Below are 25,865 nucleotides of genomic sequence, written 5' to 3'. Positions count from 1 at the left end.
GGTCGAACGACGGAAGACGGGGCAATGGCTGAGATCACCTACAGGGCAGCGCAGATCGCAGAGGGACAAGTCACAGAGGAGCAGCACGCCGTCGACGAGATGTACGCACGCCTCGACATCGAGACGATGACCGGTCTCCGAGCGCGTCAAGAGGCCCTCTCGTCGCCCATCGACGGTCCCGGAAATCGTGTCGCGCGAGACGCCGAGCTGTCACGTCTGGACAAGGTCGTCCGTCGGCTCCGGAAGGCGGAACACGCACTGTGTTTCGGGCGGATCGACGGAGCGGACCGCGGCGTACCGATGTACATCGGTCGGGTCGGGCTCCTGTCGGACTCGCACCGCACACTGCTCGTGGACTGGCGGGCCGACGCTGCTCGACCTTTCTACGCGGCGACTTCGGCGTCACCGCTCGGGGTGCGTCGGCGTCGTCACCTGCGACTGCGAGACCGTGAGGTCGTCGAGCTCACCGACGAGATCCTCGATGGGACCGCACCGACCGATACCGACGTCGTCGGCGACAGCCCCCTCGTCTCCGCACTGAGTGGAGCTCGGACGGGTCGGATGCGCGAAGCGATGGCGACCTTGCAAGCCGAACAGGACGAGATCGTCAGATCCGAACACCGCGGAATCATGGTTGTCGATGGCGGCCCGGGAACGGGCAAGACGATCGTTGCCCTCCATCGGGCGGCGTATGTGCTGTACGCATTTCCCGCGATTGCCGATCGCGGAGTATTGGTGTTCGGACCGAACAGACGATTTCTCACCTATATCTCCGACGTTCTGCCGTCCCTGGGTGAGAACGATGTCGCCCTGCGTACGACCACCGACCTCGTGGACGTCACGGTGACGCGCACAGAGGCAGATCCGATCGCACTCGCGAAGGGTTGCACGCACTTTGCCGAACTTCTCGCCGGTCGGGTCGAGGCCTCACAGCCTCGTGGGATACCTCTTCGATTGCAGACCGGGTACGGCGCGGTCGTGCTTGATCCCGCGCGCGTGGATGCCGCTCGCCGCAGTGCGTTGCAGGGCGGGGTCGGCCACAACCGGGCGCGTGAGGCATTCCTCGAACAGATCGTTGATGAGGTGGTTACCGAGCTGGAAGCACAAACCGCACAGGAGATCTCGGACTTCGAGGACGAGATCAGAAACGTACTCGGCATCGATCTCGATCGAATGTTCGCCGGCGAGGCCAGGCTCTCGGCGCGTGACGACGACGGCAGCGGGGAGCTCGAGATCGACTGGGACCGTATCCACGATGATCTCCTCGACGACGCCGAAATCACACGGGCCATCGACGAGGTCTGGCCACTCCTCACCGCCGACGACGTGGTGCGTGACGTGCTCACCGACGCCGTCTCGCTCACCCGCCACTTCCCCGGGTGCACCGACAAGGACGTCGCCTCGATCGGCAACGGCGCTCGACAAGGTTGGAGCATGGCCGATCTGGCGCTCCTGGATGAAGCCCGGACACTCGTCGACGGGCCACCCGAGTCGATATATGGGCACATCGTCGTCGACGAGGCGCAGCAACTCTCGCAGATGCAGTGGCGGATGCTCATCCGTCGATGCCCGAACCACTCGATGACCATCGTCGGCGACCTCGCCCAGTCGGGACCGACCACGACCATCAGCTCCTGGGGCGAGGCGCTGCACCCTTTTGTCGACGACCGCTTTGTCCACCACACCCTCACGATCAACTACCGCACCACCACGGAGATCTTGGAAACCACCGCGCCCGTCCTCGCGCGTATCGCTCCCACACAGCGGCTCTCACGCTCGATACGTCATGGCGAACATCCAACGACCGGTATCGTCACGAACGACGGCGTCGACGCTGAGGTGGACGAGTTGCTCGCGACAATACGAACGGCGCACCCCGGCGAGCTCATCGGCATCATCACCACGGCGGGGCGCGCATCGTGCTTCGACGCCGGCGCACTCGGAGACGATGTGATGGTCGTGCCGGCCGCCGACGCGCGTGGTCTGGAATTCGACACCGTGATCGTGCTCGGCGCCAACGAGATCCGAGGTGCGGACGACTCCGGTCTCCGAGATCTCTACGTGGCACAGACCCGGGCGACCAAGCGCCTGATCATGCTCGACATCGGCGGGCCCGTTCCTGACGACGGTGCGGCCTGAGCGCTTCTCGCTAGTGGTGCGCTCAGTCGCCTGCCGGGACCTGAGCCAACCGGACGAAGTCGTCGACGTCGAGCTTCTCGCCGCGGATCTGCGGGTCGATGCCGGCGGCACGCAGCCGACGCTCCGCCTCGGCCGCCGAGCCGGCCCAACCGGCCAGCGCCGAGCGCATCGTCTTGCGGCGCTGCGCGAAGGCGGCGTCGATGACGGCGAACACCTTCGCCCGCACCGCGGGATCGTCAGAATAGCGCGAATGTCGTTGTACGCGAACCAGTCCGGATTCCACCTTGGGTTCCGGCCAGAACACGTTGCGGCCCACCGCCCCCGCCCGCGACACGTCACCGAAGTAGCGGGCCTTGACGCTCGGGACGCCGTAGATGCGGCCGCCCGGTCCGGCGGCGAGGCGGTCGGCGACCTCTGCCTGCACCATCACCAGGGCGGTCTGCAGCGTCGGGCATTGCGCAAGCAGGTGCAGCAGCACGGGAACCGCGACGTTGTAGGGCAGATTCGCCACGAGTGCGGTGGGCGCGGCGGGCAAGTCGTCGGCGAGCACCGTCATCGCGTCGGCGGTGACGACGTCGAGCGCAGCGGACCGGGACGGCGCGTACTCCGCCACGGTGGCGGGAAGGCGCGCGGCCAGGACCGGGTCGATCTCGACGGCGATCACGCGTGAGACGGTGCCGAGCAGGGCCAGGGTCAGCGAGCCGAGGCCGGGACCGACCTCGAGCACGACGTCGTCGGCGCCGACACCGGATGCGGCCACGATACGTCGCACCGTGTTGGCGTCATGGACGAAGTTCTGCCCGAGGGTCTTGGTCGGGCGAACGCCCAGTTCGGTTGCCAGAGCCCGGATCTGAGCCGGACCGAGTAGGCGCGAATGCGCAGGCGCGCCGTCGGCGGTCAGATCAGAGCCCCAGCCGCGACGAGCACGACGGCCACGCACCCCAGCCCTGTGCGGCCTGGGTCTTCTCGGCGATCGCGATCTGCTCCTCACGGGTGGCGAGGTCCGGGCGCGGTGCGTATTCCTGGCCGCCCCAGCGATCCCAGGTGTTCTGGTCGAATTGGATACCGCCGTAGAAACCGTTGCCGGAGTTGATCGCCCAGTTACCGGTCGATTCACACTGGGCCAGCGCATCCCACACCGAACCGAACGGCACGAACGGTGCGCCCGGCTTGGTCCCGACGCGAACGGTCGCCGCGACCGGCTGGGTGAGCACGTCCTGACCGATCTTCACGCGCTTGGTGATCTTGCCGTTGACGGTGGTCACCTCGTACTGAACCTTCGCACGGCCCGGCTTGCCGGGCTTGACGACGACGCGGCGATTCTTGATCAGGGTCGGATCGTCCTGGGTGACGTCGGGAGCATTGACGTCCTCTTCGACCGTGGTCTCGGTGGTGCGGATGCGGGTGACGTTGATGACCGTGCCGTCGGTGACCTTCGCGTCAGCGGCCGGGGTGACCTTGTCGGCGTCCTGCAGCGGCGCACCGATGGTCTCGAGGGCCTCCGACACGGTGTCGGCGGGCACCGACTTGATCGAGGGCACCCCGCCGTCGATGATGACGAGCTTCTTGGGAAGCGTGACGTCGACGACCGCGCCGTTGACCGGGATCGGCCCGTTCGCGTTGAAGTTCGCCTGGTCTGCGCCGTGTGCGAGCCCTTGCTGGGCGAGGAGTTGGTTCACGTTGACCGCAGTCGTCTCGACGACCCGCTTCTCGCCCTCCACGTCGAGGACGACCTGCTTCTTGCGGTGGAAGGTGATCGTCTGACCGTCGGAGAACGACGAATCCGGGGACGGCGACACCATGTCGCCGCTGACCGGCTGGTAGCCCTGCGACTCGAGCAACGAGTCGACGTTCATCGTCATCGTGGCGACCTGGATCTTCTGGCCGTCGACATCGATGGTGACGTGTTTGTGCATCGTCACGCCCATCACGCCGCCCACGGCGACGGTGCAGAGCACGGCCCCGATGGCGATGCGGGCGCGCATCGACTCCAACGTGTGGATTCTCGCGAAAACAGACAAGGTCAAGCATCCTGATCGACGACGTGGTCATCCCCCGACACTGGCGCGAGGTGGTCGCCCCGGACCGGCCCGAGGGCCCACATCCCGAGGAACGAACCACCGCCGTGGCGACGGATCACAATACGATAACGAGCAGGGGTGATTACTGCAAAGACAGCCGGTACACGCGTCGCGCGTTGTCGCCGAGCGTCTGCGCCATCGTGTGCTCATCCATTCGACGGACCTCGGCGAGCAGTCGCGCCGTGTACGGCAGGCAATAGGACTGATTCGGCTGGCCACGGTAGGGATGCGGGGTCAAAAACGGTGCATCGGTCTCCACGAGGATCTGCCCGTCGGGCACCAGGTGAGCCGCCTCACGCAGCTCGCCCGCATTGGCAAATGTCACAGTTCCAGCAAAACTCAGAAAGTAGCCGCGATCTATGCATTCGCGAGCAACATTCCGGTCACCGGAGAAGCAATGCATGATCACGGCGTCCGGTGAGCCCTCGGACGCCAGGATGTCGAGAAGGTCGTGGTCGGCCTCCCGATTGTGGATCATCAACGGCTTGCCGATCCGCTTGGCCAGATCGATGTGCCAGACGAACGCCTCCTTCTGCACCTCCGGCGACGCGGCCGACTCGGACTTGCCGGGCCAGTAGTAGTCGAGGCCGGTCTCACCGATCGCCACCACCCGCGGATCGGCGGCCATCTGTTCGAGCTCGGCGCGCGCCGCATCGTCGAGTTCACCCGCGTGGGTGGGATGCAGTGCGACCGCGGCAAACGCCCGGTCGTCCCAGTGCGCGGCGTCGAGGGCCCAGCGCGCGTCGATCAAGTCGTCGGCGACGGTGACGACCTGTCCGACGCCCACCGTCTCGGCGTGATCGAGGATGGCCCGGACCGAACCCGGGTCCCGCCCACCGCAGGCGGCGAGATGGGTGTGTGCGTCGACCAGTCCCGGGAGCGGCTCGGGGTCCGGCGGCGGCTCCCGACGACGCCGCTTCTTGGCCGCCTTGGCGCTCTCGGCCTTCAGCGAAGCGCTGTCGGCGGAGTGATGAGCGCCGTCGGCGGAGTGGTGGGCACTGTCGGCGTCGGTCATGGGGCCAACTGTAGGGCTCGGCGCACCGGGGTCGGGGTTACCGGGGGCCGGGTTATCGGGGGTCGGGGCTACCGGTCCGCCTACAGGTCGACGCTGCCGGTGATGACGGTCGTGCTCTCGCCGCCGATCCAGATGTTGTCGCCGTCGTCGGTGACGTGCACGCGTCCGGACCGGCCGAGCACGGTTCCCTGAGCGGCCACATAGGTCGCCGGCGCCAGACCGGCGCTGCGCAGCCACATCGCGATGCCCGCGTTGAGACTGCCGGTGACCGGGTCCTCGGGGATGCCGTCGCCCGGTGCGAACGCGCGGACCTCGAACATCACATCGGCTCCGGGGGCGGTCGCCTCGGTGTGGGCGCCAACGAGCCCCACCTCATGGTCGCCGAGCGCGGCGAAGTCGGGGGTCACCTCAAGCACGCGCTGCGCCGAATCGAGCTGCAACACCATCCACCGCGGCCCGTTGATCACCCATTCGGCGGCGAGCACATGCTGCGGGTCTACGCCGAGGGCGGCGGTCACCTCGGCGCGGGTGTCGTCGGCGACCGGCCCGGAGCGGCTCAGCGGTGGCGCGGCGAAGGCGAGACGTCCGTCGGTCCGTCGGATGCGGACCAACCCGACACCGCACTCCTGCACGATGTCGTCGCTCGCGGCGACACCCCCGGCGGCGAGCCACGCATGCGCCGACCCCAGCGTCGGATGCCCGGCGAAGGGCATCTCCGAGCCGGGAGTGAAGATCCGCAGCCGGTAGTCGGCGTCCGGGTCGGTCGGCGGCAGCAGGAACGTGGTTTCCGACAGATTGGTCCATCGCGCGAACGCCGCCATCTGTTCGTCGCTGATCCCGTCGGCGTCCACGACCACCGCCACCGGATTGCCAGCGACCGGTTGGGACGCGAAGACATCGACCTGGGCGAAGCGGCGGGACTGTACGACATCACGAGACATGGCCTCATGGTTCATCATTCGCGTCGCGCGCGTCCACACATTTGTGCACCTGCGCGACACCCCGCGGATCCGCGTCGCTCGCATAGCGCGCCCCAGCCGCCACAGACGGGTAGCGTGGCCACTCGTGTTGGGTTTGCCAGATGACGTCACCGTCGCGCTCTTCGATCTCGACGGTGTCCTCACGAGTACCGCCGTCCTGCATCGCCACGCATGGAAGGCGGCGTTCGATGCCTACCTTCGTCAGCGCGACGGTGAGGGGTTCACGCCGTTCACCGAGCAGGACTACCTCGACCATGTCGACGGCCGTCCGCGCGACGACGGTGTGCGTGCCTTCCTCGCCAGCCGCGGGATCGACGACGTCGACGACGCGACCGTCGAGTCGATCGGCGGCGGCAAGAACGAGATGTTCCTCGCCAGCCTCGAACGTGATGGGGTGAACCCGTATCCGGGGTCGGTGCGCTATCTGCGGGCCGCCAAGGATGCCGGTCTGCGGATCGCGGTGGTGACCTCGTCGAAGAACGGTGCCGCGGTGCTCGACGCCGCCGATCTGTCGAAGTTCGTGGAGGTTCGCGTCGACGGTCTCGAGACCGCGGCCGCGGGCCTGCGCGGCAAACCCGCCCCCGATTCGTATCTTCTCGGAGCACAGCGGATGGGCGTCGAACCCGCCGCCGCCGCGGTCTTCGAGGATGCGATCTCCGGAGTCCAGGCCGGTGCCGCCGGTCATTTCGGCTACGTCGTCGGTATCGACCGGGTCGGGGGCACCCAGGCCGCGTCGATGACCACGGCCGGGGCGTCCATCGTCGTCAACGATCTCGAGGAGTTACTCCCCGCATGAGCACCTCCGACAACGCCTACGGATTCGACGTCCACCCATGGCAACTGCGCTGGCGCGGACTCGACATCGACATGCTCGGACGCACCGAGACCCTCTTCGCACTGTCCAACGGACACATCGGGTTGCGCGGCACCTTCGAGGAGGGTGAGCCGGTCGATCATCCGGGCACCTACCTCAACGGTTTCTACGAGCAGCGGGGCCTGCCGTATGCCGAAAGTGGTTACGGTTACCCCGAATCCGGGCAGACCGTGGTCAACGTCACCGACGGCAAGATCATCCGGCTGCTCGTCGAGGACGAGCCGATGGACCTGCGTTACGGTCGCACGGAGGAGCACGAGCGGGTGCTCGACTTCCGCACCGGCACGCTGCGACGCAGCACCCTGTGGACCTCCCCGACCGGCCGGACGGTACGCATCAAGTCCGAGCGACTGGTGTCGTTCACCAAGCGCACCATCGCCGCGATCCACTACGAGGTGGAGCCGGTCGGCGAGGACATGAAGCTGGTGCTGCAGTCGGATCTGCTTGCCAACGAACCGATTCCGACACCGGGTAACGATCCGCGCCTGGCGGCCGCACTTGATCAGCCACTCGTCTCGGACCTCGCGACCTGTCGCAACTACTGGGGCATCCTGGTCCACCACACCAAGCGCTCGGGCCTGCACATGGCCGCCGGCATGGACCACCAGATCGAATTCCCGGATCGCGCAGACACTTTCATTCGCGCCGACGGCGATCTCGCGCGACTGACGGTGGCCGCCAACGTCCCCGAGGGCACCCGGCTGAGCCTGACCAAGTACATCGGGTACGGCTGGTCGGCGCGGCGATCGGTGCCCGCCCTGCGCGCACAGGTCGACGCCGCGCTGGCGATGGCGATGGAGACCGGCTGGGAATCGTTGAAGGCCAACCAGGCCGCCTACCTCGAGGACTTCTGGCGCGACGCCGACATCGAGCTCGACGGCGATCCCGAACTGCAGCAGGCGATCCGGTTCGCCCTGTTCCACGTCCTGCAGGCCGGCGCCCGCGGCCAGTCGCGCGCGATCCCGGCCAAGGGACTCACCGGCCCCGGCTACGACGGCCATACCTTCTGGGACACCGAGAGTTTCATCCTTCCGATGCTGACCTACACGGTGCCCGCGGCAGCCGGCGAGGAGTTGCGCTGGCGCCACGCCACCATGGACAAGGCCAAGGCGCGCGCCGCCGAGCTCGCCCAGCGCGGCGCGATGTTCCCGTGGCGTTCGATCAACGGCGACGAGTGTTCGGGCTACTGGCCCGCGGGCACCGCCGGGGTGCACGTCAGCGCCGACATCGCCAATGCGACCGGCCGGTACCTGCGCGCCACGCACGACGAACAGTTCGAAACCGAATGCGGCGTCGAGATCCTCGTGGAGACCGCCCGCCTGTTCGCCGGCCTCGGACATCACGACGTCAACGGCCACTTCCGGATCGACGGCATCACCGGACCCGACGAGTACACGGCCGTGGTCAACAACAACATCTTCACCAATCTCGCTGCGCAACAGAATCTTCGGGATGCGGTGGCCGCGGTGCACCGACGTCCGGATCTGGCGCAGCAGTTCGGGGTCACCAACGCGGAGTCGGCGCACTGGGAGGCCTGCGCCGACGACATGGTGATGCCCTACGACGAGGCGCTCGGGGTGCACCAGCAGTGCGAGGCGTTCACCCTGTTGGGGGCATGGGATTTCGAGGCTTCACGCGGCAAATACCCACTGCTGCTGAACTATCCGTACTACGAGCTGTACCGCAAACAGGTCGTCAAACAGGCCGACCTGGTATTCGCCATGTACCTGTTCGGCGAGAGTTTCACCCCGGAACAGAAACTGCGGAACTTCGACTACTACTACCCACTGACGGTGCGGGATTCGTCGTTGTCGGCGTGTTGTGAGGCGGTCACCGCCGCCGAGGTCGGCTACCCCGACCTCTCCTACGATCTGCTCGTCGAATCGGTGTTCACCGACCTACACGATCTGCACGACAACGTCGCGAGCGGTCTGCACATCGCGGCGCTGGCCGGAGCATGGATGGATTGTGTGGCCGGGTTCGGCGGCATGCGCGACTTCGGCGGCAACATCACGTTCGCGCCGAGACTGCCGACACGACTGGACTACCTGTCGTTCCGGATGACGGTGCGCGACTCCAAGATGCTGGTCGCCATCGACAAGAGCTCGGCGACGTATCGCCTGCTCTCGGGACCCGACATCGACCTCGCGCATCACGGCGACAAGTTCACCCTCACCGAGGGCACACCGGTCACCATGTCGATCCCGGAGATCGCCCTGCGCGAGCCGCCCAAGGCCCCGCCGGGATGCGAGCCCTACCGCCGTCAGATGTGAGGCCGGGCGGCCCCCGAACTTGTCGTTACCGTCAGTGCGTCTGGGCCGCTTGCGGATCCGAGATGACGTAGCGGTCGGCGAGTTCGCCGAGTTCACGCAGCACCCGCTTGGACGACTCCGCCCACGGCATGAGGATCGGGAAGACGTGGAACATGCCACGCTCCTCCCTCCCGGTCACCGGTACCCCCGCGGCTTCCAGGTTCTCGACGAATTGCCGGATGCCGTCACGGAACATCTCCACCTCACCCCAGCAGACGAACGTCGGCGGGAACCACTCCGGGTCGGGATGGCCGTAGACCGCCGAGACCCGGTCGTCGTTGGGCTGCACCCCGCGCAGGTAAGGCGCGACCGGAATGCTCCACGGCAGGATGTCGTACGGCGCGTTCTCGACGATGGAATCGTGGTCGAGATCGAGGTCGATCTCCGGTGAGAACAGGGCCAGCGCAGCCGGTTTGGGGAGATCGTGATCGCGGAGATAGGCCACCAGCGAGGTGGCGAGCCCGCCACCGCCGGAGTCCCCGGCGACCACCAGATGCGCGGGGTCGACCCCTCGCTCGAGCAGCCCGCGGTAGACGTCGGCGGCATCGTGCACGCCCGCGGGGAACGGGAATTCCGGCGCCATCCGGTAGTCGGCGATGAAGATCTCGAACCCGGTGATGCGGACGAGGGCGGCGGCGAAGGCGGCGTACATCATCGGTGAGGTACCGATGTAGCCGCCGCCGTGCAGATATAGCATGGTGCCGTCGATGGCCTTCTTCTGCTCGGCGTCGTCGACGTAGGAGTCCGTCGAATCCTTGGCGCGACACCAGATCCCCGGAATCCCGGCGATCTCGTCGGCGACGATCTCGACCTTGCCGGCCAGGCCGACGACCGGCGGGAGCACGACCTTGCAGATGTCGTCGATGAATTTCTCCATCGAACGGAACTCCTCGATCGGCAGGCCCATCGAATAGCCCATGAACGCGCGGATCGTCTGTCGGGTCACCGACTGTCCGAGGTTGTCCAGGAGGCCGCCGGGACCGCTCCACGGCTTCTGGAACGGGACCCGGGCGAGTCCGTTGAGCATGCTCTCGGCCAGACCCACCACGGCCAGCGCGCTCACGGGTCCGGATGCGGTCGCTACCTCGGGACGATCAGCCATCACCATGCGGCCAGCCTAGGCGCCACGCACGCGACACCGCTTCTCGGTGGGTTCGCCCCTCCGGCGAAGCGCTCGTCAGTGCGTGGGCGCGGCGGCCGGGTCGGGGGTGACGTGGCGGTCGACGAACTCGTCGAGTTCGCGGTACACCTCGTGCGAGCTCTCCGCCCACGGCATCAGGATCGGGAAGACGTGGAACATGCCGCGTTCCTCCAGCGACATGACCTCGATGTCGGCGGCGCGCAGGGTCTCCACGAACTCGCGGATGGGGTCACGGAACATCTCGTCGGCACCCCACGTCACGAAGGTCGGCGGGAACCATTGCGCGTCCGGTTCGGCTTTCGTCATCGACACCCGCGTGTCATCGGGTGAGACGCCGTGCAGATACGGCGTGACCGGCACATTCCACGGCAGGATGTCGGTCTTGGCGTTGTCGGTGATCGACGGGTGGTCGAGATCGAGATCGACCTCCGGGGAGAACAGGGCCAGAGCCGCCGGGCGCGGCGACCCGATCTCCGACAGATAGGTGACCAGCGAGGTCGCCAACCCGCCGCCGCCCGAATCACCGGCGATGACGAGGTGCTCGGCGTCGACGCCGCGCTCGAGCAGTCCGCGATAGACATCGGCGGCGTCGTGCACGCCGGCGGGGAACGGGAACTCCGGTGCCATCCGGTAGTCGGCGATGAAGACCTCGCAGCCGGTGCCGCTGCACAGGGATGCGGCGAAGGCCGCGTACATCATCGGGGTGGTCCCGATGTAGCCGCCGCCGTGCAGGTAGAGGATGGTGCCGTCGATGGTCTTCTTCTGCTCGTCGTCGTCGACGAAGGCATCCGAACTCGCCCGCGACCGCACCCACAGTCCGGGTACCCCGTTGATCTCGTCGTCGGTGACCTCGACGTCGTCGGTGAGGTGGATGAACGGTGGGATGACCGTCCGGCACAGTTCGTCGAGCACCTTCTCCATCGACCGGAACTCCTCGATGGGCAGGCCGACGATGTAGCCCATGAACGAGCGCACTGCCTGACGCGTGACCGACTGCCCTACGTTGTCGAGTAGTCCGCCCGGCCCCTGCCAGAACCGGCGGAACGGCACGCGGGCCAGGCCGTTGAGCATGCTGTCGGCCAGACCGACCATGGTCAACGCGGTCACCGGCGCCGATGCGGTTGCGACCCCGGGACGATCAGCCATCACCATGGGGCCAGGGTATCGGGTGATGTCCGGATCGGCCCCCGCATCCGCGGCCGGGCGCCCGGCCGTACGAATACAACTTCCACGGAATCGGGCGAAAACAGCCGAAAATCGGGGTCGGTACCCCGCTGCGGTGGAAGCTGTATTCACACACCGCTCGCCGGTGGCCGAGACCCGCGGGATTCGCCGGCGTTCGCGCTGACCGGAGCGTGACGGGGTGGGCTGCGGCCGGGAGCGACCCCGTATCCTGTCATCACTATGCCCAGTGACCTGACCAGCACCGACGCCCCCACCTCCGACGCGACCGCCTCGCACGGAGCGGGCCGCCCGTACTACCTCACCACCGCGATCGCCTACCCCAACGGCGCACCGCACATCGGGCACGCCTACGAGTACATCTCCGCCGACGCGTTGGCCCGGTTCAAGCGGCTCGATGGCTTCGACGTGCGCTTCCTCACCGGCACCGACGTGCACGGGCAGAAGATGCAGCAGACCGCGGAGAAGGAGGGCATCCCGACCGCCGAACTCGCCAACCGCAACTCCGACCGTTTTCAGGAGCTGCAGGACCGTCTCGGTTCGAGTTATCACCGCTTCATCCGGACCTCCGACGAGGACCACAAACGGGCCTCGGCGGCGATCTGGCAGCGCATGGTCGACGCCGGCGACATCTACCTCGACACGTACTCCGGGTGGTACGACGTGCGCGACGAGATGTTCTACGCCGAGGGCGACACCGAGGTCGACGACGCCGGGCAGCGCGTGGCCACCGACACCCGTCACGTCCTGACCTGGACCGAGGAGCAGAGCTTCTTCTTCCGGCTGTCGGCGTATCAGGACAAGTTGCTCGATCTCTACGAGAGCCATCCGGAGTTCGTCGGGCCCGACGTGCGGCGCAATGAGGTGGTGAGCTTCGTCAAGGGTGGACTGACCGATCTGTCGGTGTCGCGCACCACTTTTGACTGGGGTGTGCCGGTGCCCGGGCATACCGATCACGTCATGTACGTGTGGGTCGACGCGCTGACCAACTATCTGACGGGTGCGGGTTTTCCCGACGACGAGGCCACCTACGAACGGTATTGGCCGGCCGATCTGCACATCATCGGCAAGGACATCATCCGCTTCCACTGCGTGTACTGGCCGGCATTCCTGATGAGCGCGGGCCTGCCGCTGCCCAAACGTGTGTTCGCCCACGGCTTCTTGTTCAACCGCGGCGAGAAGATGAGCAAGTCCGTCGGCAACGTCGTCGACCCGGACAACCTCATCGACGAGTTCGGTCTCGATCCGGTGCGGTACTTCTTCCTGCGCGAGGTGTCCTACGGGCAGGACGGGTCGTACTCGGCGGAGGCGATCGTGTCACGAATCAACGCCGACCTGTCCAACGAGTTCGGCAACCTCGCCCAGCGCACCCTGTCGATGATCGGCAAGTACTTCGACGGTGCGGTGCCGACTCCGGCCGAGTTCACCGAGGACGATCGGCGATTGCTCACGGCCACCGACGAATTGCTGCCGAAGATGCGTGAGCACTTCGACGCCCAGGCGATCCATCTCGGTCTCGAGACGCTGTGGACGACGCTGGCCGAGACCAACCGCTACATCTCGGCACAGGAACCGTGGAAGCTGGCCAAGACCGACCTGGCGCGTACCGGCACCGTGCTCTATGTGTGCGCCGAGGTCGTGCGTGTGGTGGCCCTGTTGGCCCAGCCGGTGATGCCGACGGCCTGCGGCACACTGCTCGATCTGCTGCGCGTCGGCGACGACCGCGACTTCGCGGCCGTCGCGCAGCGATTGGTGCCGGGGACCGAACTGCCCAAGCCCGCACCGGTTTTCCCTCGTTACGAGGCGTGATCGTTCCGGCATGACGGCCACCGCGCTCGACGTCCTGCGGTCGTTGCAGCATGCCGCGACGAAAGCGGGTGTGCCAGGGCCGGCGGCACTCATCGGCGACTGGTGGGATGCCGACGCGGTGATCGCGCCGTCGATCGAGATTCGCGCCGGGTCGGCTCCACCCGACCGCACCGACCGATTCTGGTTGGGCTACTGCGGTTTCGACGGTTCACGCGCGCCTGCGGCCACGCTGCCGTCGTGCGCCGGCGGACTCACCGAACACCTGCTGGTGCTGCGCGACGGGCAGTGGCGGCACGTGTCGGTGGACGGTACTCCGCAGCCCGACTGGGTAACCCGGGCGATGGACGACGCCGCGCTGGGTCGGGTCCGCGGGAACATGCTGCCGTCGGGGTCGCTGCGTTCGGGGTCGCTGCGTTCGGGGTCGCGGTGGTCGGCACGGTGGATGCCACCGGACCACGCCCACCACGTCGAGGCCATCGAGAAGTGTCTGGAGGCGATCCGCGCCGGCGACATCTACCAGGCGTGCGTGTGCACCCGCTTCACCGGCCACCTCGACGGGTCGGCACTGGAGTTCTATCTCGACCTCACCGGCGCGACACGTCCGGCCAAATCGGCCTTCCTGCAAGGTGAGTGGGGTGCGGTCGCGAGTTTCTCGCCGGAGACGTTCCTGCGCCGGACCGGCCACATCGTCTCGTCGTCGCCGATCAAGGGCACCATCGCCGCCGACGCCGACCCGAGCGTGTTGTCGGCGTCGACGAAGGACATCGCCGAGAACATCATGATCGTCGACCTCGTCCGCAACGATCTCGGGCGCGTCGCGGTCACCGGATCGGTGCGGGTCGCCGACCTGCTCACCGTTGTCCCGGCACCCGGTGTGTGGCACCTGGTGTCACGGGTGGAGGCGATCGTGGCACACGAGGTCGGCACCTCGCGACTCCTCGACGCCACCTGGCCACCGGCCTCGGTCACCGGTACCCCGAAACTACGTGCGCGCGAGCTGCTCGCGGAATGGGAATCGTCGGCGCGTGGAGTGTATTGCGGCGCAGTCGGTCTCGCCGGACCCGATTCGCTCCTGGATCTCAACGTGGCCATCCGCACCGTTGAGATCTCCCCCGACGGCGGGCTCGGGCTCGGCGTCGGCGGCGGCATCACCATCGACTCCGACCCCGAACGTGAATGGCAGGAGTGCCTCGACAAGGCGGCCAGCATCATCTCCGCACAGGCCTGACGTCCGGCCTCGCGGTCAGTCCGGTGACCGCGCCGCCAGCACCGCCTCGTACACGTCGCGTCGAGAGGCGTTGGTGCCCTTGACGACCTGCGCGCACGCATCTTTCAAACGCATTCCGTCATCGGTGAGTGCTGTTGCGCGGGCGACGAGTTGTCCGAGGTCGGGTTCGCCTGCCACGGCGCCGGCCACCACCACGGTGATCTCCCCTTTGACCCCGTCGGCGGCCCACGCAGCCAGCTCGGCGAGCGTTCCGCGCCGCACCTCCTCGTAAGTCTTGGTCAGCTCACGACACACCGCCGCCCGACGCTCCGGGCCGAGAACCTCCACGGCGTCGGCGAGACAGTCGGCGAGTCGGTGCGGCGATTCGAAGAACACGGCGCTGCGTGACTCGTCGCGCAACGCGCCCAGCCAGTCGCGGCGGGCCCCGGACTTGCGGGGCGCGAACCCCTCGAAGCAGAACCGTTCCGACGGCATCCCCGACACCGCCAGCGCGGTGGTGACCGCCGACGGCCCGGGCAGTGCGGTCACCCGCAGTCCGGCGTCGGCGCAGGCCACGACGATGCGATAGCCGGGGTCGCTGACCGATGGCATGCCGGCGTCGGTGATCAGCAGCACCGTGGCGCCGCCGGCGATGGCCTCCACGAGGCGCGGAGTGCGGGCGGCCTCGACCTGGTCGTAGTAGCTGATGAGTTCACCGGCGATGGTCACCTCCAGCCCGGCGGCCAGGGCCCGGGCGCGACGGGTGTCCTCGGCGGCGACGATGTCGGCGGTGCGCAGGGCCTCGACCAGGCGAGGTGACGCGTCGTCGTATCGGCCCATCGGGGTGGCCGCGAGCACCAGGGCACCCGTCGGCGACGGCGAAGTCATCCCGCAAGCCTACGGCTTGGCCGGTCACCGTTCGGCGACCATTACGATCGGACGAGTGACCCTCACCGCCGGCGACGTCGCCCAGCGCGACCGACACCTCAGCGCCGAGATCACGGCGTCGGCGCACCCGACCGCTCCACGACCCGGTCCGGAGATCCCGACGCCCCTGTTCGGCGCTCCCGATCGCGTTCGCGGACTGATCGTCGGCCTCGTCATCACGTTGCTCGCGACGATCACACGCTTCTGGTCGCTGAACACGCCGACCGACGACGGCACCCCCATCTTCGACGAGAAGCACTACGTCCCGCAGGGCTGGCAGGTGCTCACCGGCGGCAATTGGATCGAGGACAACCCGGCCTACGGGCTGGTCGTGCATCCGCCGGTCGGCAAATGGCTGCTCGCCGCCGGCGAGGCCATGTTCGGCTACACCCCCCTCGGGTGGCGGGTGATCTCGGCGCTGTCGGGCATCGCGATCGTGGTGATGATCTACCTCGTGGTGCGGCGCATGACGCGGTCCACCCTGATCGGCGCGATCGCCGGGATCTTCGCGATCTGCGACGGCGTGCTCGTCGTCCAGTCACGGCTGGGCATGCTCGACATCTTCCAGGCACTGTTCGTCGTGGCGACCTTCGCCGCGCTGATCGCCGACCGCGACCAGGTGCGGGCCCGCATGCACAAGGTGTATCTGGAAGGCCGCATCCACGATTCGGTGTTCGGGCCGCGCCTGGGTTTTCGCTGGTATCGCTTCACCGCGGGCGTCATGCTCGGGCTGACCTGCGGTACCAAGTGGTCGGGGATCTACTACATCATCTTCTTCGGGCTGCTCTCGGTGGGCTTCGACGTCGCCGCCCGCAAGGCCTATCACGTGCAGCGCCCGTGGCTGGGCACGCTGCGTCGCGACGTCGTCCCGGCGGGCATGAGCCTTGCGGTGATGCCCATCGCCATCTACCTGGCCACGTTCATCCCGTGGTTCTCCAGCGAGACGTCGGTGTATCGCTATCAGGTCGGCAACACCATCGGCACCGGCGGCACGTGGTCATGGGTGCCGGGCGCGTGGCGCTCACTCTGGTATTACGAGGCCGGTGTCCTGAATTTCCACGAGCATCTCACCAACTCGGCGGGCAACCACCACCCGTGGGAATCCAAACCATGGACGTGGCCGATGAGCCTGCGGCCCATGCTCTATGCCCTGGAGAACGGACCCGACCAATGCGGCGGCGGCGAATGTGTCCGCGCGCAGATGCTCATCGGCTCACCGGCGATGTGGTGGTTGTCGGTGCCGATGCTGCTCTGGGGCATGTGGTCGTGGTTCGTGCGACGCGACTGGCGCTACGCCGCGGTCGTCACCGCCTACGCCGCCGGCTACCTGCCGTGGTTCATCGAACTCGACCGCCAGATGTACTTCTTCTACGCGACGGTGCTCGCGCCGTTCCTGGTGATGGGATTGGCCCTGGCATGCGGCGACATCCTGCGCGGATCGCGACGCGCCGTGCCGGGCACGAGACCGGAGAGACAGGCGCTCGCGGTCATCGTAGTCGCCCTCTATGTGGGACTCGTCGTCGCCAACTTCGTCTGGCTGTGGCCGATCCTGACCGCCTCCCCCATCTCGCCGACGATGTGGCGGCAGGAGATCTGGTTGCCCAGCTGGGGCTGAGCCACCAGATCTCCGGCGCACTCACGACGTGATGAACTTCAGGAGGTCGGTATTGATCACCTCGGCGTGCGTGGTCGGCATGCCGTGGGGGTACCCCGGGTAGCTCTTGAGTGTCCCGTTCGGTAGCAGTTCCGCCGACAACGGTCCCGAATCGGCATACGGCACAACTTGATCGTCTTCACCGTGCATCACCAAGGTGGGCACGGTGACGGCCCGCAGATCGGCGGTGAAGTCGGTCTGGGAGAACGCCACCACCCCGTCGAAGTGGGCCTTGGCACCGCCGGCCATGCCCTGCCGCCACCAGTTGGCGATGACGCCTTCTTTGGGTTCTGCGCCCGGGCGGTTGTACCCATAGAAGGGACCCTCCGCGAATTCACGGAAGAAGTCCGCGCGACGAGTCGCCACCTGCTCCTGTACATCGTCGAAGAACTCCTTGGGCAGTCCGCCCGGGTTGTTCTCGGTCTTGACCATGATCGGTGGTACCGCACTGATCAACACCGCCTTGTCGGCTCGGTCCTGCCCGTGCCGCGCCAAGTAGTGGACCACCTCGCCACCGCCTGTGGAATGACCCACGTGCACCGCATCGGTGAGATCGAGGTGCTCGACGACCGCCGCGAGGTCGTCGGCGTAGTGATGCATGTCGTGACCGTCGGCGACTTGCTGCGATCGGCCGTGTCCTCGTCGATCATGAGCGACGACCCGAAATCCCCGGCGAACGAAGAACATCATCTGCGCGTCCCAGTCGTCGGACGACAGTGGCCACCCATGACTGAAGACAATGGGTTGCCCACTGCCCCAATCCTTGTAGAAGATCTCGACGTCGTCCTTCGTGGTGATGGTGGGCATGATTTCTCCTTCAGAGATGGTGATCGATGCACTTGCGCATTGCCCCGGTATCCACCCGGGATGACGCCACGCGACACGACGGCGGTTCCCGGATCGCGTCACTGCCAACAGTATTCACCCCTGCGAGCCTCTCCCACCCACACCAGACGGGACCGAAATCCCTCGGTTTGCGACATGGCGGACCGGTACGCCCTGCGCAGTGCGCGACCGGCTCTCGACCTGTCGCGCGAAGGCACTGGGCGAGATGCCGATTCGCGCGATGAACGCTCGCCGCATGATCTCCGCGCTCGAGTATCCGGCGCCATGCGCGGCCGCGGCGACGTCGTATCCGCCGCGGAGCCGATCACAGGCGATCTCGAAACGAAGGTCGGCCACATAGCTCGCGGGAGTCGTCTGCAGCTCCTGTCGGAAGAGTCTGGTCAGCTGGCGCTCACTGAGATTGGCTGCGGCAGCCATGGTTCGGACGGTGTGCGGCGACGCGGGGTCGGCCCGTACCTGATCGATCACCTGCCGAACGAGGTCGAGCGCGCTGACCGGCCCGGCGTACACCGGAGAGATCTGCGACTGATGTCCCCGCCGCTGTGTGTACACCAGGAGGTCGCGAGCAATCCGATCGGCAATCTCGCTCCCGAGATCATCGGCCACGAACGACAGGGCCAGATCGATACCGGCGGTTGCGCCGGCAGAGCTGTAGGTGCTGCCGTCGCGGACGAAAATCGCGTCCTGCGCAACCGAGATCGCCGGATATCGTCGTGCGAGGTCCGCGGTGTACTTCCAATGGGTGGTGGCCCGACGGCCGTCGAGGAGTCCCGCGGCCGCGAGGACGAATGCGCCGGTGCACACCGACGCGACCCGACGGGCACGCGAGGCGAGTTCGCTGACGGTGTCGATGAGCTCCGGCACGACGAAGCGGTCGGGCGAGATCGCGCTACCAGGAACCACCAGAGTGTCGAGAAACTGTGATTCCATAATAGTGGCCGTCGCCAGCGACGCTCCGATCGACGTGGTCACCGCGCGGCCCGCCGACACGATCTCCAGGGCATACGCTCCCGGCACCTGCCGATTTGCAGCTACGAAGACCTCTGCGGGGCCGCTCAGATCCAGCAGCAGCACACCATCGAAGCCCACGAGCACCACCGTGCGCGTGTCCCCCGGAAGCCTCACGTCTCCACTCATTCTGGAATAGTAGATCCATAACGGTTTCCAGGCCACCCCTCGGTGGGTGACGGCCGATCGACGGGCAATGAAAACGCCGGACTCCTGGACAGGTCGGCCGAAGATCGTGGTGGCAGAACACGATCGCAACTCCACCAGGCGAAGCTGGTGCGCCGAGGTCATAGACTCGGTCCATGGCACGGCCACGCAGCTTCGACGAGACCGCTCTGCTCGATGCAGCACGCGAGCGATTCTGGAGTCGCGGATACAACTCGACGTCCATCGAGGATGTGTCGCGTGACTGCGGGGTGGGCAACGGCAGCATCTATGCCGCATACGGCTCCAAGAAGGGCCTCTACCTGGCGGTACTGAACCGGTACTGCCAGGATCTGCAATCGTCGGTCGGACGGGCCATGGACGGACGGACGGGCGATCCTCGGACAAGCTTGCGCACGTACCTGGAGATGATCATCTGCGATTGTGTCGACCAGCCCGGGCGGCGAGGCTGCCTCATGCTCAACAGCATCGGCCTCATCGATCAGGTGCCCGAGGTTGCCGGCCCGATCGCCACCACGACCCGGCAGCTCGAAACACACATCGCCCGCCGACTCCACCGAGATCTCCTCGGCGACACCACCACACCGGTCCCCTGGATCGCCGACCTCGCTGCGGAATTCGTGACGCTGTCACAGGGATTGATCCAACGCAGCCGCCTCGGCGAGGACGCCGCAACACTGCGTCGGATCGCCGACACAGCCGTCGCACGCCTCGATGTGGCAACCCAGGAGTCGGCCCGGGGCTCGGACTGCCCTGCGTAGGTCGGAAAGCGGGCGAGGTCTTCCTTACCCGTCGTTCCCGGGCCTCCGGTTCGCGCCGTCGGGTCCGGCGCCGTCACCGGCCGAAACCCGCCCGTCCGGAACCTGCCCGTCCGGGCTCGCCACGATCGGGGTGGTACCGGCTACCGGCATCTCGCCGGTGCTGATCACCTCGGCCTGTTTGCGGATGTGGTCGTCGACCTGTCCGGCGAGGATCTGACGCGAAACGATCAGCGGGTCACGCCGCAGATCCATGTACAGCGAGACGCACATGCCGATCATCACCAGGACGAACGGCAGCGCGGCGATGATCGCCATCTGTTTGATGCCGTTGAGGGCTTCGTGGTCGGGGTCGTCGCCGCCCATCGCGAGCAGCAACGCGGCGACGGCACCGGTCAGCACACCCCAGAACACGGTCGTCACCCGCCGCGGCTCGTGCGTGCCGCGCTCGGAGAGCGTGCCCATCACCAGTGACGCCGAGTCGGCGCCGGAAACGAAGAAGATCGCGACGAGGATCATCACCAGCGCCGAGGCGATACCCGTCCACGGCAGGTTGGCCAGCACGTCGAACAGGGTGTCCTCGCTGGCGGCGGTGGCCGGGTCGAACGGCAGCACGCCGTCCATGTTCTCCCGGATCGCGGTGCCACCGAAGATGCAGAACCACAGCAGCGATACCACCACCGGCACCACCATGACGCCGATGACGAATTCGCGGATCGTCCGGCCCTTGGAGATCTTGGCCAGGAACATCCCGACGAACGGGGTCCACGACACCCACCACGCCCAGTAGAAGATCGTCCAGTCGGCCAGCCACCGCTGACCGTCAGCGTCGACGGTGGCTCCCGAGCGCGCCGAGAAGAACGGCAGATCGTTGAGATAGGCACCGAGAGTGGTCGGCAGCAGATCGAGGATGAACACGGTGGGGCCGACCACGAAGACGAAGACCGCGAGGATCAGCGCCAACACCATGTTGATGTTGGACAGCCACTGGATGCCCTTGGCGATCCCCGACACCGCCGACGCCACGAAGCACGCGGTGAGGATCGCGACGATCGCCACCAACAGCATGGTGCCCGGATTGTCGAGCCACCCGACCTTGCTGATACCCGAACCGATCTGCAGCGCACCGAGTCCCAGCGAGGCAACGGTCCCGAACAGGGTCGCGAAGATCGCGAGGATGTCGATGATCTTGCCGATCGGACCGTTGGTCCGCGAACCCAGCAGCGGCGCGAACACCGAGCTGATCAACTGGGTACGCCCACACCGGTAGGTGCCGTAAGCGATGGCCAGACCGACCACCGCGTACATCGCCCACGGGTGAAAACCCCAGTGGAACATCGTCGTTGCCATGGCGGTACGTACGTCGGCGGCGGTCATCTCCGGTGGCGCGTCGACGAAGTGGAACAGCGGCTCGTAGGAACCGAAGAACATCAGGCCGATTCCCATTCCGGCACTGAACATCATCGCGATCCAGCTGACCGTGCGGTATTCGGGCTTCTCGTCGTCGGCGCCGAGCGGGATACGTCCGTACTTGCTGACCGCGAGATACACCGCGAAGATCACGAATCCGGTGGCCGCCAACACGAACAGCCAGCCGAGGTTGGTGGTGATCCATCCGAGGACGGTGTCACTGACCGTGTTGAGGCTGTCGGGATCGATCAGTCCCCAGGCGACGAACCCGATGACGATCGCGGCAGTGACCCCGAACACCGTCGGATCCAGCGCCACTCGCGCTCCGGTTGCGGTTTTTTGGGCTTTTTGCACCAATTCACACAAGCAACAATCTTGGCGAACTTCAACTCCAACCGAGCGCTCGCCGCAGCATGTCGAGGATCGCCGCGTCGTCGAATCCCAGCTCACGCAGGCTTTTCACATGCTCGACGGTGGTGTTCTGGGCGGCCGCGAGCCGGGCGTCGGGCCCGGCCTTGATGAACGATCCGAGACGTCCGCGGGTCTCGATGACGCCGCCCGCCTCGAGTTCGCGGTAGCTGCGGGCAACCGTGTTGGGCGCGAGGTGCAGATCCGACGCCAGGGCCCGCACCGTCGGAATCCGCGCCCCCACCAAGATCTTCCCCGACCCGATCAGCTCGATCACGCCCTGCCGGATCTGCTCGTACGGAGGGCGGGCGGCCGCGGGATCGATGCGCAGGAGCCCGGCGAGGTGGATGGGGACGTTGGGGTCGGTGGTCACAGAGGCCTCAGATCTCGTCACGTGCGAGCGGGCAGGCCATGCAGCGCGGGCCACCGCGCCCGGCGTCGAGTTCGGAACCGTCGATCTCGATGACCTCGATACCCGACTCCCGCAATCGTCGGTTGGTGTCGGAGTTGTGGCGGTAGGACACGACGACGCCGGGCTCGACGGCGAGGGTGTTGCTGCTGTCGTTCCACCGACCGGGATCGGCCACCCCGGTGGCCAGATCGGGTTCGATCAGGGTGATGCTGTCGCGACCCATCGCCTCGGCCGCGGCGTCGGCGAACGGACGCGCCGGTGACACCCTCACCCCACCTGCTCCGTCCGCGCGAACGGCGAAGGCGGACATGCCTTCTGCCATCACCGGGTGTACCAGGAACTTCTCGGCGTCGACCATGGTGCACATCGTTCCCAGATGCATGAACACCCCGGTCCGATCGATCGGGATCGCGAGGACGGTGTGCGCGAGCTCATCGGCGAACAGGCTCTGGGCCAGTGCCTCCGCGCCGGCCGGGGTGGTGCGCTCCCCCACCCCGACCGCGACGACCCCCGGGGCGAGCAACAGGACGTCGCCGCCCTCGACCGGCGCGACCCGCGACTCGTAGGCGCGGCGCGCCCCCAGGAAACGCGGGTGATGGGCGTAGATCAGGTCGACGAGCGACGCCTCACGGGCTCGCGCCCGACGCGCCAACGACGAGATCGCGAACCGCGCACCCACCCAGAACGAGCTGTCGCGGCTGTAGAGCAGATTGGGCAGCGGCTCGATCGCGAACTCGTCACCGCGGTGCATCTGCCGCACCAGCGACGACGACGTCGACACGTTGATGTCGGGCAGTTCGTCGAAGGTGATCCCGGCGGTGAGTACGCGGGCGAGATCCGCGGCCGGCAGCGCGCGCAGATGGCGGCTGAGCTCGTCGACGAGGTGCGGGCCGAGTCGGCGCACCCCGACTGCCGCCGAGATGCCCTGGATGCGTGCCGCCCCACTGTGTTCGATCGCCTCGGTCAGCAGGTCACCGAGCAGCGCCACCTCGACGCCCCGGGCACGCAGCGCGTCGGCGAAGGCGTCGTGCTCGTCGCGGGCTCTCGCCGGGTCGGGGACTCGCGCGAACAAGTACTCGGCGTCGTTCGCGGTGGTCAGCCGCGCCAGCTCCGGGCCGGGGCGATGCATGATCACCGCACGCAGTCGGCCCACCTCGGTGGTGCATCCCAGGACGGACGGGCCGGGCTGCACACGGGATTCCGTGTGCGTCGGGGATTCGGGGGTCCTCGCCATGCCCTCATACGTTAGTCGGGAGTGGCCGGTGTCTCCGGGTCGGTGAGCTTGGCCGGTGCGCCGAGCACCTCCGGGGCGGTTTCCCGGGCGAAAAGCCACATCACGAAGGCGAACGCCGCGACGGCGGCGGTGAAGACGAAGGCCGGCCCGAATCCCACTCTGTCGGCGACATATCCGACGATCACCGGCCCGCCGATGGCACCGAGATCCGACGACATGCCGTACGCGGCCAGCGCCGATCCACCCTGTTTTCGGGCACCGAGCACGTCGGCCAGGGCGGCTTGGTGGGTCGGAGCGAACAACCCGGAGCCGACGCCGGCGAGCACCGAGAGCCCCAAGGCCACCCAGATACTCGGTGAGAATCCGAGCACGGCGGTCGAGACCGCCATGATGAGCAACCCGGGCAACATCACCTTGCGGCGTCCGTAGCGGTCGGAGAAGCGGCCGGCCGCCAGGATCGCGGCGACGTTGCCGACGGCGTACACCGCGAGCACCACACCGGCCATCGCGGGCTCCTGACCCAGACCATCGGTGATGAACAGCGGCACCACCGCCACCCGCACACCCATCGACGCCCAGCCCTGGGTGAAGTTGGACGCCAGGATGGCCCGATAGGCGCTGTCGCGCAGTGCAGCCCGCAGCGTCATCACCCCGTGGGCCGGCCCGGTCTCGGTGGGTGGGGCACCACTGTCGCGCAGCTGGGTGGCCACCACCAGCGAGGCGATCACCAGCGCGATCGCGTACACGACGAACGGCATCCGCAGCCCGAACCCGACCAGCGCCGCACCCACCAGCGGACCGGTGATGTTGCCGATCAAGAAGCCCGCGGAGAAGAACCCCGCCACGCGGCCGCGGATGTCGTTGGGTGACAACCGGATCAGCAACGCCATCGCCGAGACCGTGAACATCGTCGACCCGATACCGCCGAGACCCCGGAAGATCAGCAGCTGCACGTAACTCTGCGCGAAGGCGCACGCGAAGGTACTCGCGGCGACGATCAGCAGGCCGCACAAATAGATTCGGCGTTCGCCGAGCATTGTGACCAGCAGCCCGGTGGCCGGGGCGAACAGCAGACGCATCACCGCGAACGCCGACACCACCGCCGACACCGCGGTGTAGCCGACGTCGAAGCTGCGCGCGAAACTCGGTAGCGCCGGGGCGATCAGACCGAAGCCGAGCGCGATGACCACATTGGCGCTCAGCAACACCCAGATTCCGCGGGGGATCTGCCTCATCCGCGGTCACTCATGCGAGCTCGGGCAGCCGGTCGAGAGCCTCGGCGGTCTTCGACCGGCCGAGCTCGATCATCTCCGATGCCTTGTGGAAGTCCATCGTGCGCACCGACTTCCGCGGGATCTCGATGAGGATGTCGGGTGGATACCCGGCGATCTGATGTCGCGTCAGGGCGATCGACATGATGTCGAGGGACCGGCTGAGCACCTCGATGCGGCCCATGCTCTTGGGTTCACCGCTCTTGGGTTCACCGGACTTGGGCTCACCGGTCATGGAGTCACCGCCCGGATCCTCTCCCGCAGGCCCGATGTCCTCGGTCCCCGCAGGTGAGGTGTCGGCGGAGTCCGGGGCGTCGGTGTGCGGGTCGAGACCGATGCGGTCGCGGACCGAGCGCACGAACTCGCTCGACAGGATGGGGTCGACGTTGCGTCGGATGACGCCCTTGGCCTTGGTCTCTCGGGCCGCGCGCGCCGCGGAGCCGCCCTCCCCGTCGAGGACGACACCGATGGTGACGTCGCTGGCGACCGCCGAGGTCGGGGCCACCGGCAGCGGGTCGAGGATGCCGCCATCGGCGAGCAGCCGGCCGTCGAGCAGGTGCGGTGCGATGACGCCCGGGATCGCGATCGACGCACGGATCGCATCGACGAGTCGCCCACGCTGAAACCACACCGACCGGCCGGCATCGAGGTCGGTGGCCACAGCGGTGAACGGGATGGGCAGGTCCTCGATCGCCACGTCGCCGAGAATGTCCTGTACGCGCGCGACGATGCGTTCGGCGCCGATGACCCCACCCGGCTTGGTCAGCGACACGTCGAGCAGTCGCATCACGTCGAGTTGGTTGAGTCCGCTGATCCAGTCGACGTACTCGGCGAGTCCACCGGCACAATGCAATCCGCCGACAAGTGCGCCCATCGACGAACCGGCGATGGTGACGAGGGAGAAACCGCGGGCCTCGAGTTCGGCGATCACCCCGATGTGGGCGTACCCGCGCGCACCTCCGCTACCCAGGGCAAGGGCCACCCGTGAACCTCCGGCCATGGGTCCAGCCTAGGCCGGGCGCTTTGTGCATC

The 25,865-nt window shown here is 67.1% G+C and carries 21 protein-coding genes; 7 read left to right on the top strand and 14 right to left on the bottom strand.

Going from position 1 to position 25,865, the window contains the following annotated elements:
• Positions 1-24 precede the first annotated feature (24 nt).
• On the top strand, positions 25-2,139 hold the full coding sequence (locus tag J6U32_RS09555) for a HelD family protein (RefSeq protein WP_208795005.1): 2,115 nt from the start codon (positions 25-27) through the stop codon (positions 2,137-2,139).
• 22 nt (positions 2,140-2,161) lie between these two features.
• Here J6U32_RS09555 and rsmA read toward each other — a convergent pair whose 3' ends face one another.
• From rsmA to J6U32_RS09535, 4 genes are all read right to left on the bottom strand, one after another.
• On the bottom strand, positions 2,162-3,079 hold the full coding sequence (gene rsmA, locus J6U32_RS09550) for a 16S rRNA (adenine(1518)-N(6)/adenine(1519)-N(6))-dimethyltransferase RsmA (RefSeq protein ID WP_208795004.1): 918 nt from the start codon (positions 3,077-3,079) through the stop codon (positions 2,162-2,164).
• Entirely contained in the window at positions 3,042-4,124 is a 1,083-nt protein-coding gene (locus J6U32_RS09545; protein ID WP_244332756.1) for a resuscitation-promoting factor, read from the bottom strand. Before J6U32_RS09545 ends, rsmA begins: the two co-directional genes overlap by 38 nt.
• A gap of 178 nt (positions 4,125-4,302) precedes the next feature.
• The gene (locus tag J6U32_RS09540; RefSeq protein ID WP_208795002.1) at positions 4,303-5,235 is read right to left on the bottom strand and encodes a TatD family hydrolase; all 933 of its coding nucleotides are present in this window, start codon (positions 5,233-5,235) and stop codon (positions 4,303-4,305) included.
• 80 nt (positions 5,236-5,315) lie between these two features.
• On the bottom strand, positions 5,316-6,194 hold the full coding sequence (locus J6U32_RS09535) for a PhzF family phenazine biosynthesis protein (protein WP_208795000.1): 879 nt from the start codon (positions 6,192-6,194) through the stop codon (positions 5,316-5,318).
• Between the two features lie 106 nt (positions 6,195-6,300).
• On the opposite strand from J6U32_RS09535, the gene J6U32_RS09530 reads away from it, so the two are divergent.
• A complete protein-coding gene (locus J6U32_RS09530) occupies positions 6,301-7,011 on the top strand; it encodes an HAD family hydrolase (RefSeq protein ID WP_208794999.1) in 711 nt (236 codons plus the stop codon).
• Positions 7,008-9,362 (top strand): glycoside hydrolase family 65 protein, encoded by a 2,355-nt coding sequence (locus J6U32_RS09525; protein WP_014359269.1) that lies wholly within the window; start codon positions 7,008-7,010, stop codon positions 9,360-9,362. The genes J6U32_RS09530 and J6U32_RS09525 overlap by 4 nt, the downstream gene beginning before the upstream one ends.
• A 31-nt stretch (positions 9,363-9,393) precedes the next feature.
• Here the strand turns inward: J6U32_RS09525 and J6U32_RS09520 are convergent, their stop codons facing one another.
• The gene (locus tag J6U32_RS09520) at positions 9,394-10,509 is read right to left on the bottom strand and encodes an alpha/beta hydrolase (protein WP_208794997.1); all 1,116 of its coding nucleotides are present in this window, start codon (positions 10,507-10,509) and stop codon (positions 9,394-9,396) included.
• 69 nt (positions 10,510-10,578) lie between these two features.
• Entirely contained in the window at positions 10,579-11,694 is a 1,116-nt protein-coding gene (locus J6U32_RS09515) for an alpha/beta hydrolase (protein ID WP_208794995.1), read from the bottom strand.
• A 252-nt stretch (positions 11,695-11,946) separates the two neighbouring features.
• Here J6U32_RS09515 and metG point away from each other — a divergent pair, with 252 nt between their 5' ends.
• Both metG and J6U32_RS09505 read left to right on the top strand, forming a co-directional pair.
• Positions 11,947-13,533 (top strand): methionine--tRNA ligase, encoded by a 1,587-nt coding sequence (gene metG, locus J6U32_RS09510; protein WP_208794993.1) that lies wholly within the window; start codon positions 11,947-11,949, stop codon positions 13,531-13,533.
• A 10-nt stretch (positions 13,534-13,543) separates the two neighbouring features.
• Positions 13,544-14,761, top strand: a complete 1,218-nt coding sequence (locus J6U32_RS09505; RefSeq protein ID WP_208794991.1) for an aminodeoxychorismate synthase component I — start codon at positions 13,544-13,546, stop codon at positions 14,759-14,761.
• Between the two features lie 15 nt (positions 14,762-14,776).
• On the opposite strand, the gene rsmI is transcribed toward J6U32_RS09505, so the two are convergent.
• On the bottom strand, positions 14,777-15,628 hold the full coding sequence (gene rsmI, locus J6U32_RS09500) for a 16S rRNA (cytidine(1402)-2'-O)-methyltransferase (RefSeq protein WP_208794989.1): 852 nt from the start codon (positions 15,626-15,628) through the stop codon (positions 14,777-14,779).
• A 109-nt stretch (positions 15,629-15,737) separates the two neighbouring features.
• Here rsmI and J6U32_RS09495 point away from each other — a divergent pair, with 109 nt between their 5' ends.
• Positions 15,738-17,282, top strand: a complete 1,545-nt coding sequence (locus J6U32_RS09495) for a dolichyl-phosphate-mannose--protein mannosyltransferase (protein ID WP_244332909.1) — start codon at positions 15,738-15,740, stop codon at positions 17,280-17,282.
• Positions 17,283-17,303: 21 nt separating this feature from the next.
• Here the strand turns inward: J6U32_RS09495 and J6U32_RS09490 are convergent, their stop codons facing one another.
• Positions 17,304-18,128: an alpha/beta fold hydrolase gene (locus J6U32_RS09490; RefSeq protein WP_208794985.1), complete on the bottom strand. Its 825-nt coding sequence runs from the start codon at positions 18,126-18,128 to the stop codon at positions 17,304-17,306.
• Positions 18,129-18,242: 114 nt separating this feature from the next.
• Complete coding sequence (locus J6U32_RS09485) at positions 18,243-19,304, bottom strand: GlxA family transcriptional regulator (RefSeq protein WP_208794983.1); 1,062 nt, start codon at positions 19,302-19,304, stop codon at positions 18,243-18,245.
• Between the two features lie 173 nt (positions 19,305-19,477).
• Here J6U32_RS09485 and J6U32_RS09480 point away from each other — a divergent pair, with 173 nt between their 5' ends.
• Positions 19,478-20,101: a TetR/AcrR family transcriptional regulator gene (locus tag J6U32_RS09480; protein WP_208794981.1), complete on the top strand. Its 624-nt coding sequence runs from the start codon at positions 19,478-19,480 to the stop codon at positions 20,099-20,101.
• 24 nt (positions 20,102-20,125) lie between these two features.
• Here the strand turns inward: J6U32_RS09480 and J6U32_RS09475 are convergent, their stop codons facing one another.
• The 5 genes from J6U32_RS09475 to J6U32_RS09455 all read right to left on the bottom strand — a co-directional run bounded on the left by J6U32_RS09475 (position 20,126) and on the right by J6U32_RS09455 (position 25,833).
• A complete protein-coding gene (locus J6U32_RS09475; RefSeq protein WP_208796035.1) occupies positions 20,126-21,820 on the bottom strand; it encodes a BCCT family transporter in 1,695 nt (564 codons plus the stop codon).
• A gap of 73 nt (positions 21,821-21,893) precedes the next feature.
• The gene (locus J6U32_RS09470) at positions 21,894-22,289 is read right to left on the bottom strand and encodes a GntR family transcriptional regulator (RefSeq protein WP_208794979.1); all 396 of its coding nucleotides are present in this window, start codon (positions 22,287-22,289) and stop codon (positions 21,894-21,896) included.
• A 7-nt stretch (positions 22,290-22,296) separates the two neighbouring features.
• Positions 22,297-23,562 carry an arginine deiminase gene (locus J6U32_RS09465; RefSeq protein ID WP_208794977.1) on the bottom strand — a complete coding sequence of 422 codons (1,266 nt, stop codon included), beginning with the start codon at positions 23,560-23,562 and terminating at the stop codon, positions 22,297-22,299.
• 11 nt (positions 23,563-23,573) lie between these two features.
• The gene (locus tag J6U32_RS09460) at positions 23,574-24,797 is read right to left on the bottom strand and encodes an MFS transporter (RefSeq protein WP_208794975.1); all 1,224 of its coding nucleotides are present in this window, start codon (positions 24,795-24,797) and stop codon (positions 23,574-23,576) included.
• A gap of 10 nt (positions 24,798-24,807) precedes the next feature.
• Positions 24,808-25,833 carry a patatin-like phospholipase family protein gene (locus J6U32_RS09455; RefSeq protein ID WP_208794973.1) on the bottom strand — a complete coding sequence of 342 codons (1,026 nt, stop codon included), beginning with the start codon at positions 25,831-25,833 and terminating at the stop codon, positions 24,808-24,810.
• Positions 25,834-25,865 lie beyond the last annotated feature (32 nt).

The organism is Gordonia polyisoprenivorans (assembly GCF_017654315.1).
Lineage (GTDB): Bacteria > Actinomycetota > Actinomycetes > Mycobacteriales > Mycobacteriaceae > Gordonia > Gordonia polyisoprenivorans_A.
This window is presented reverse-complemented; position numbering and strand designations above follow the sequence as displayed.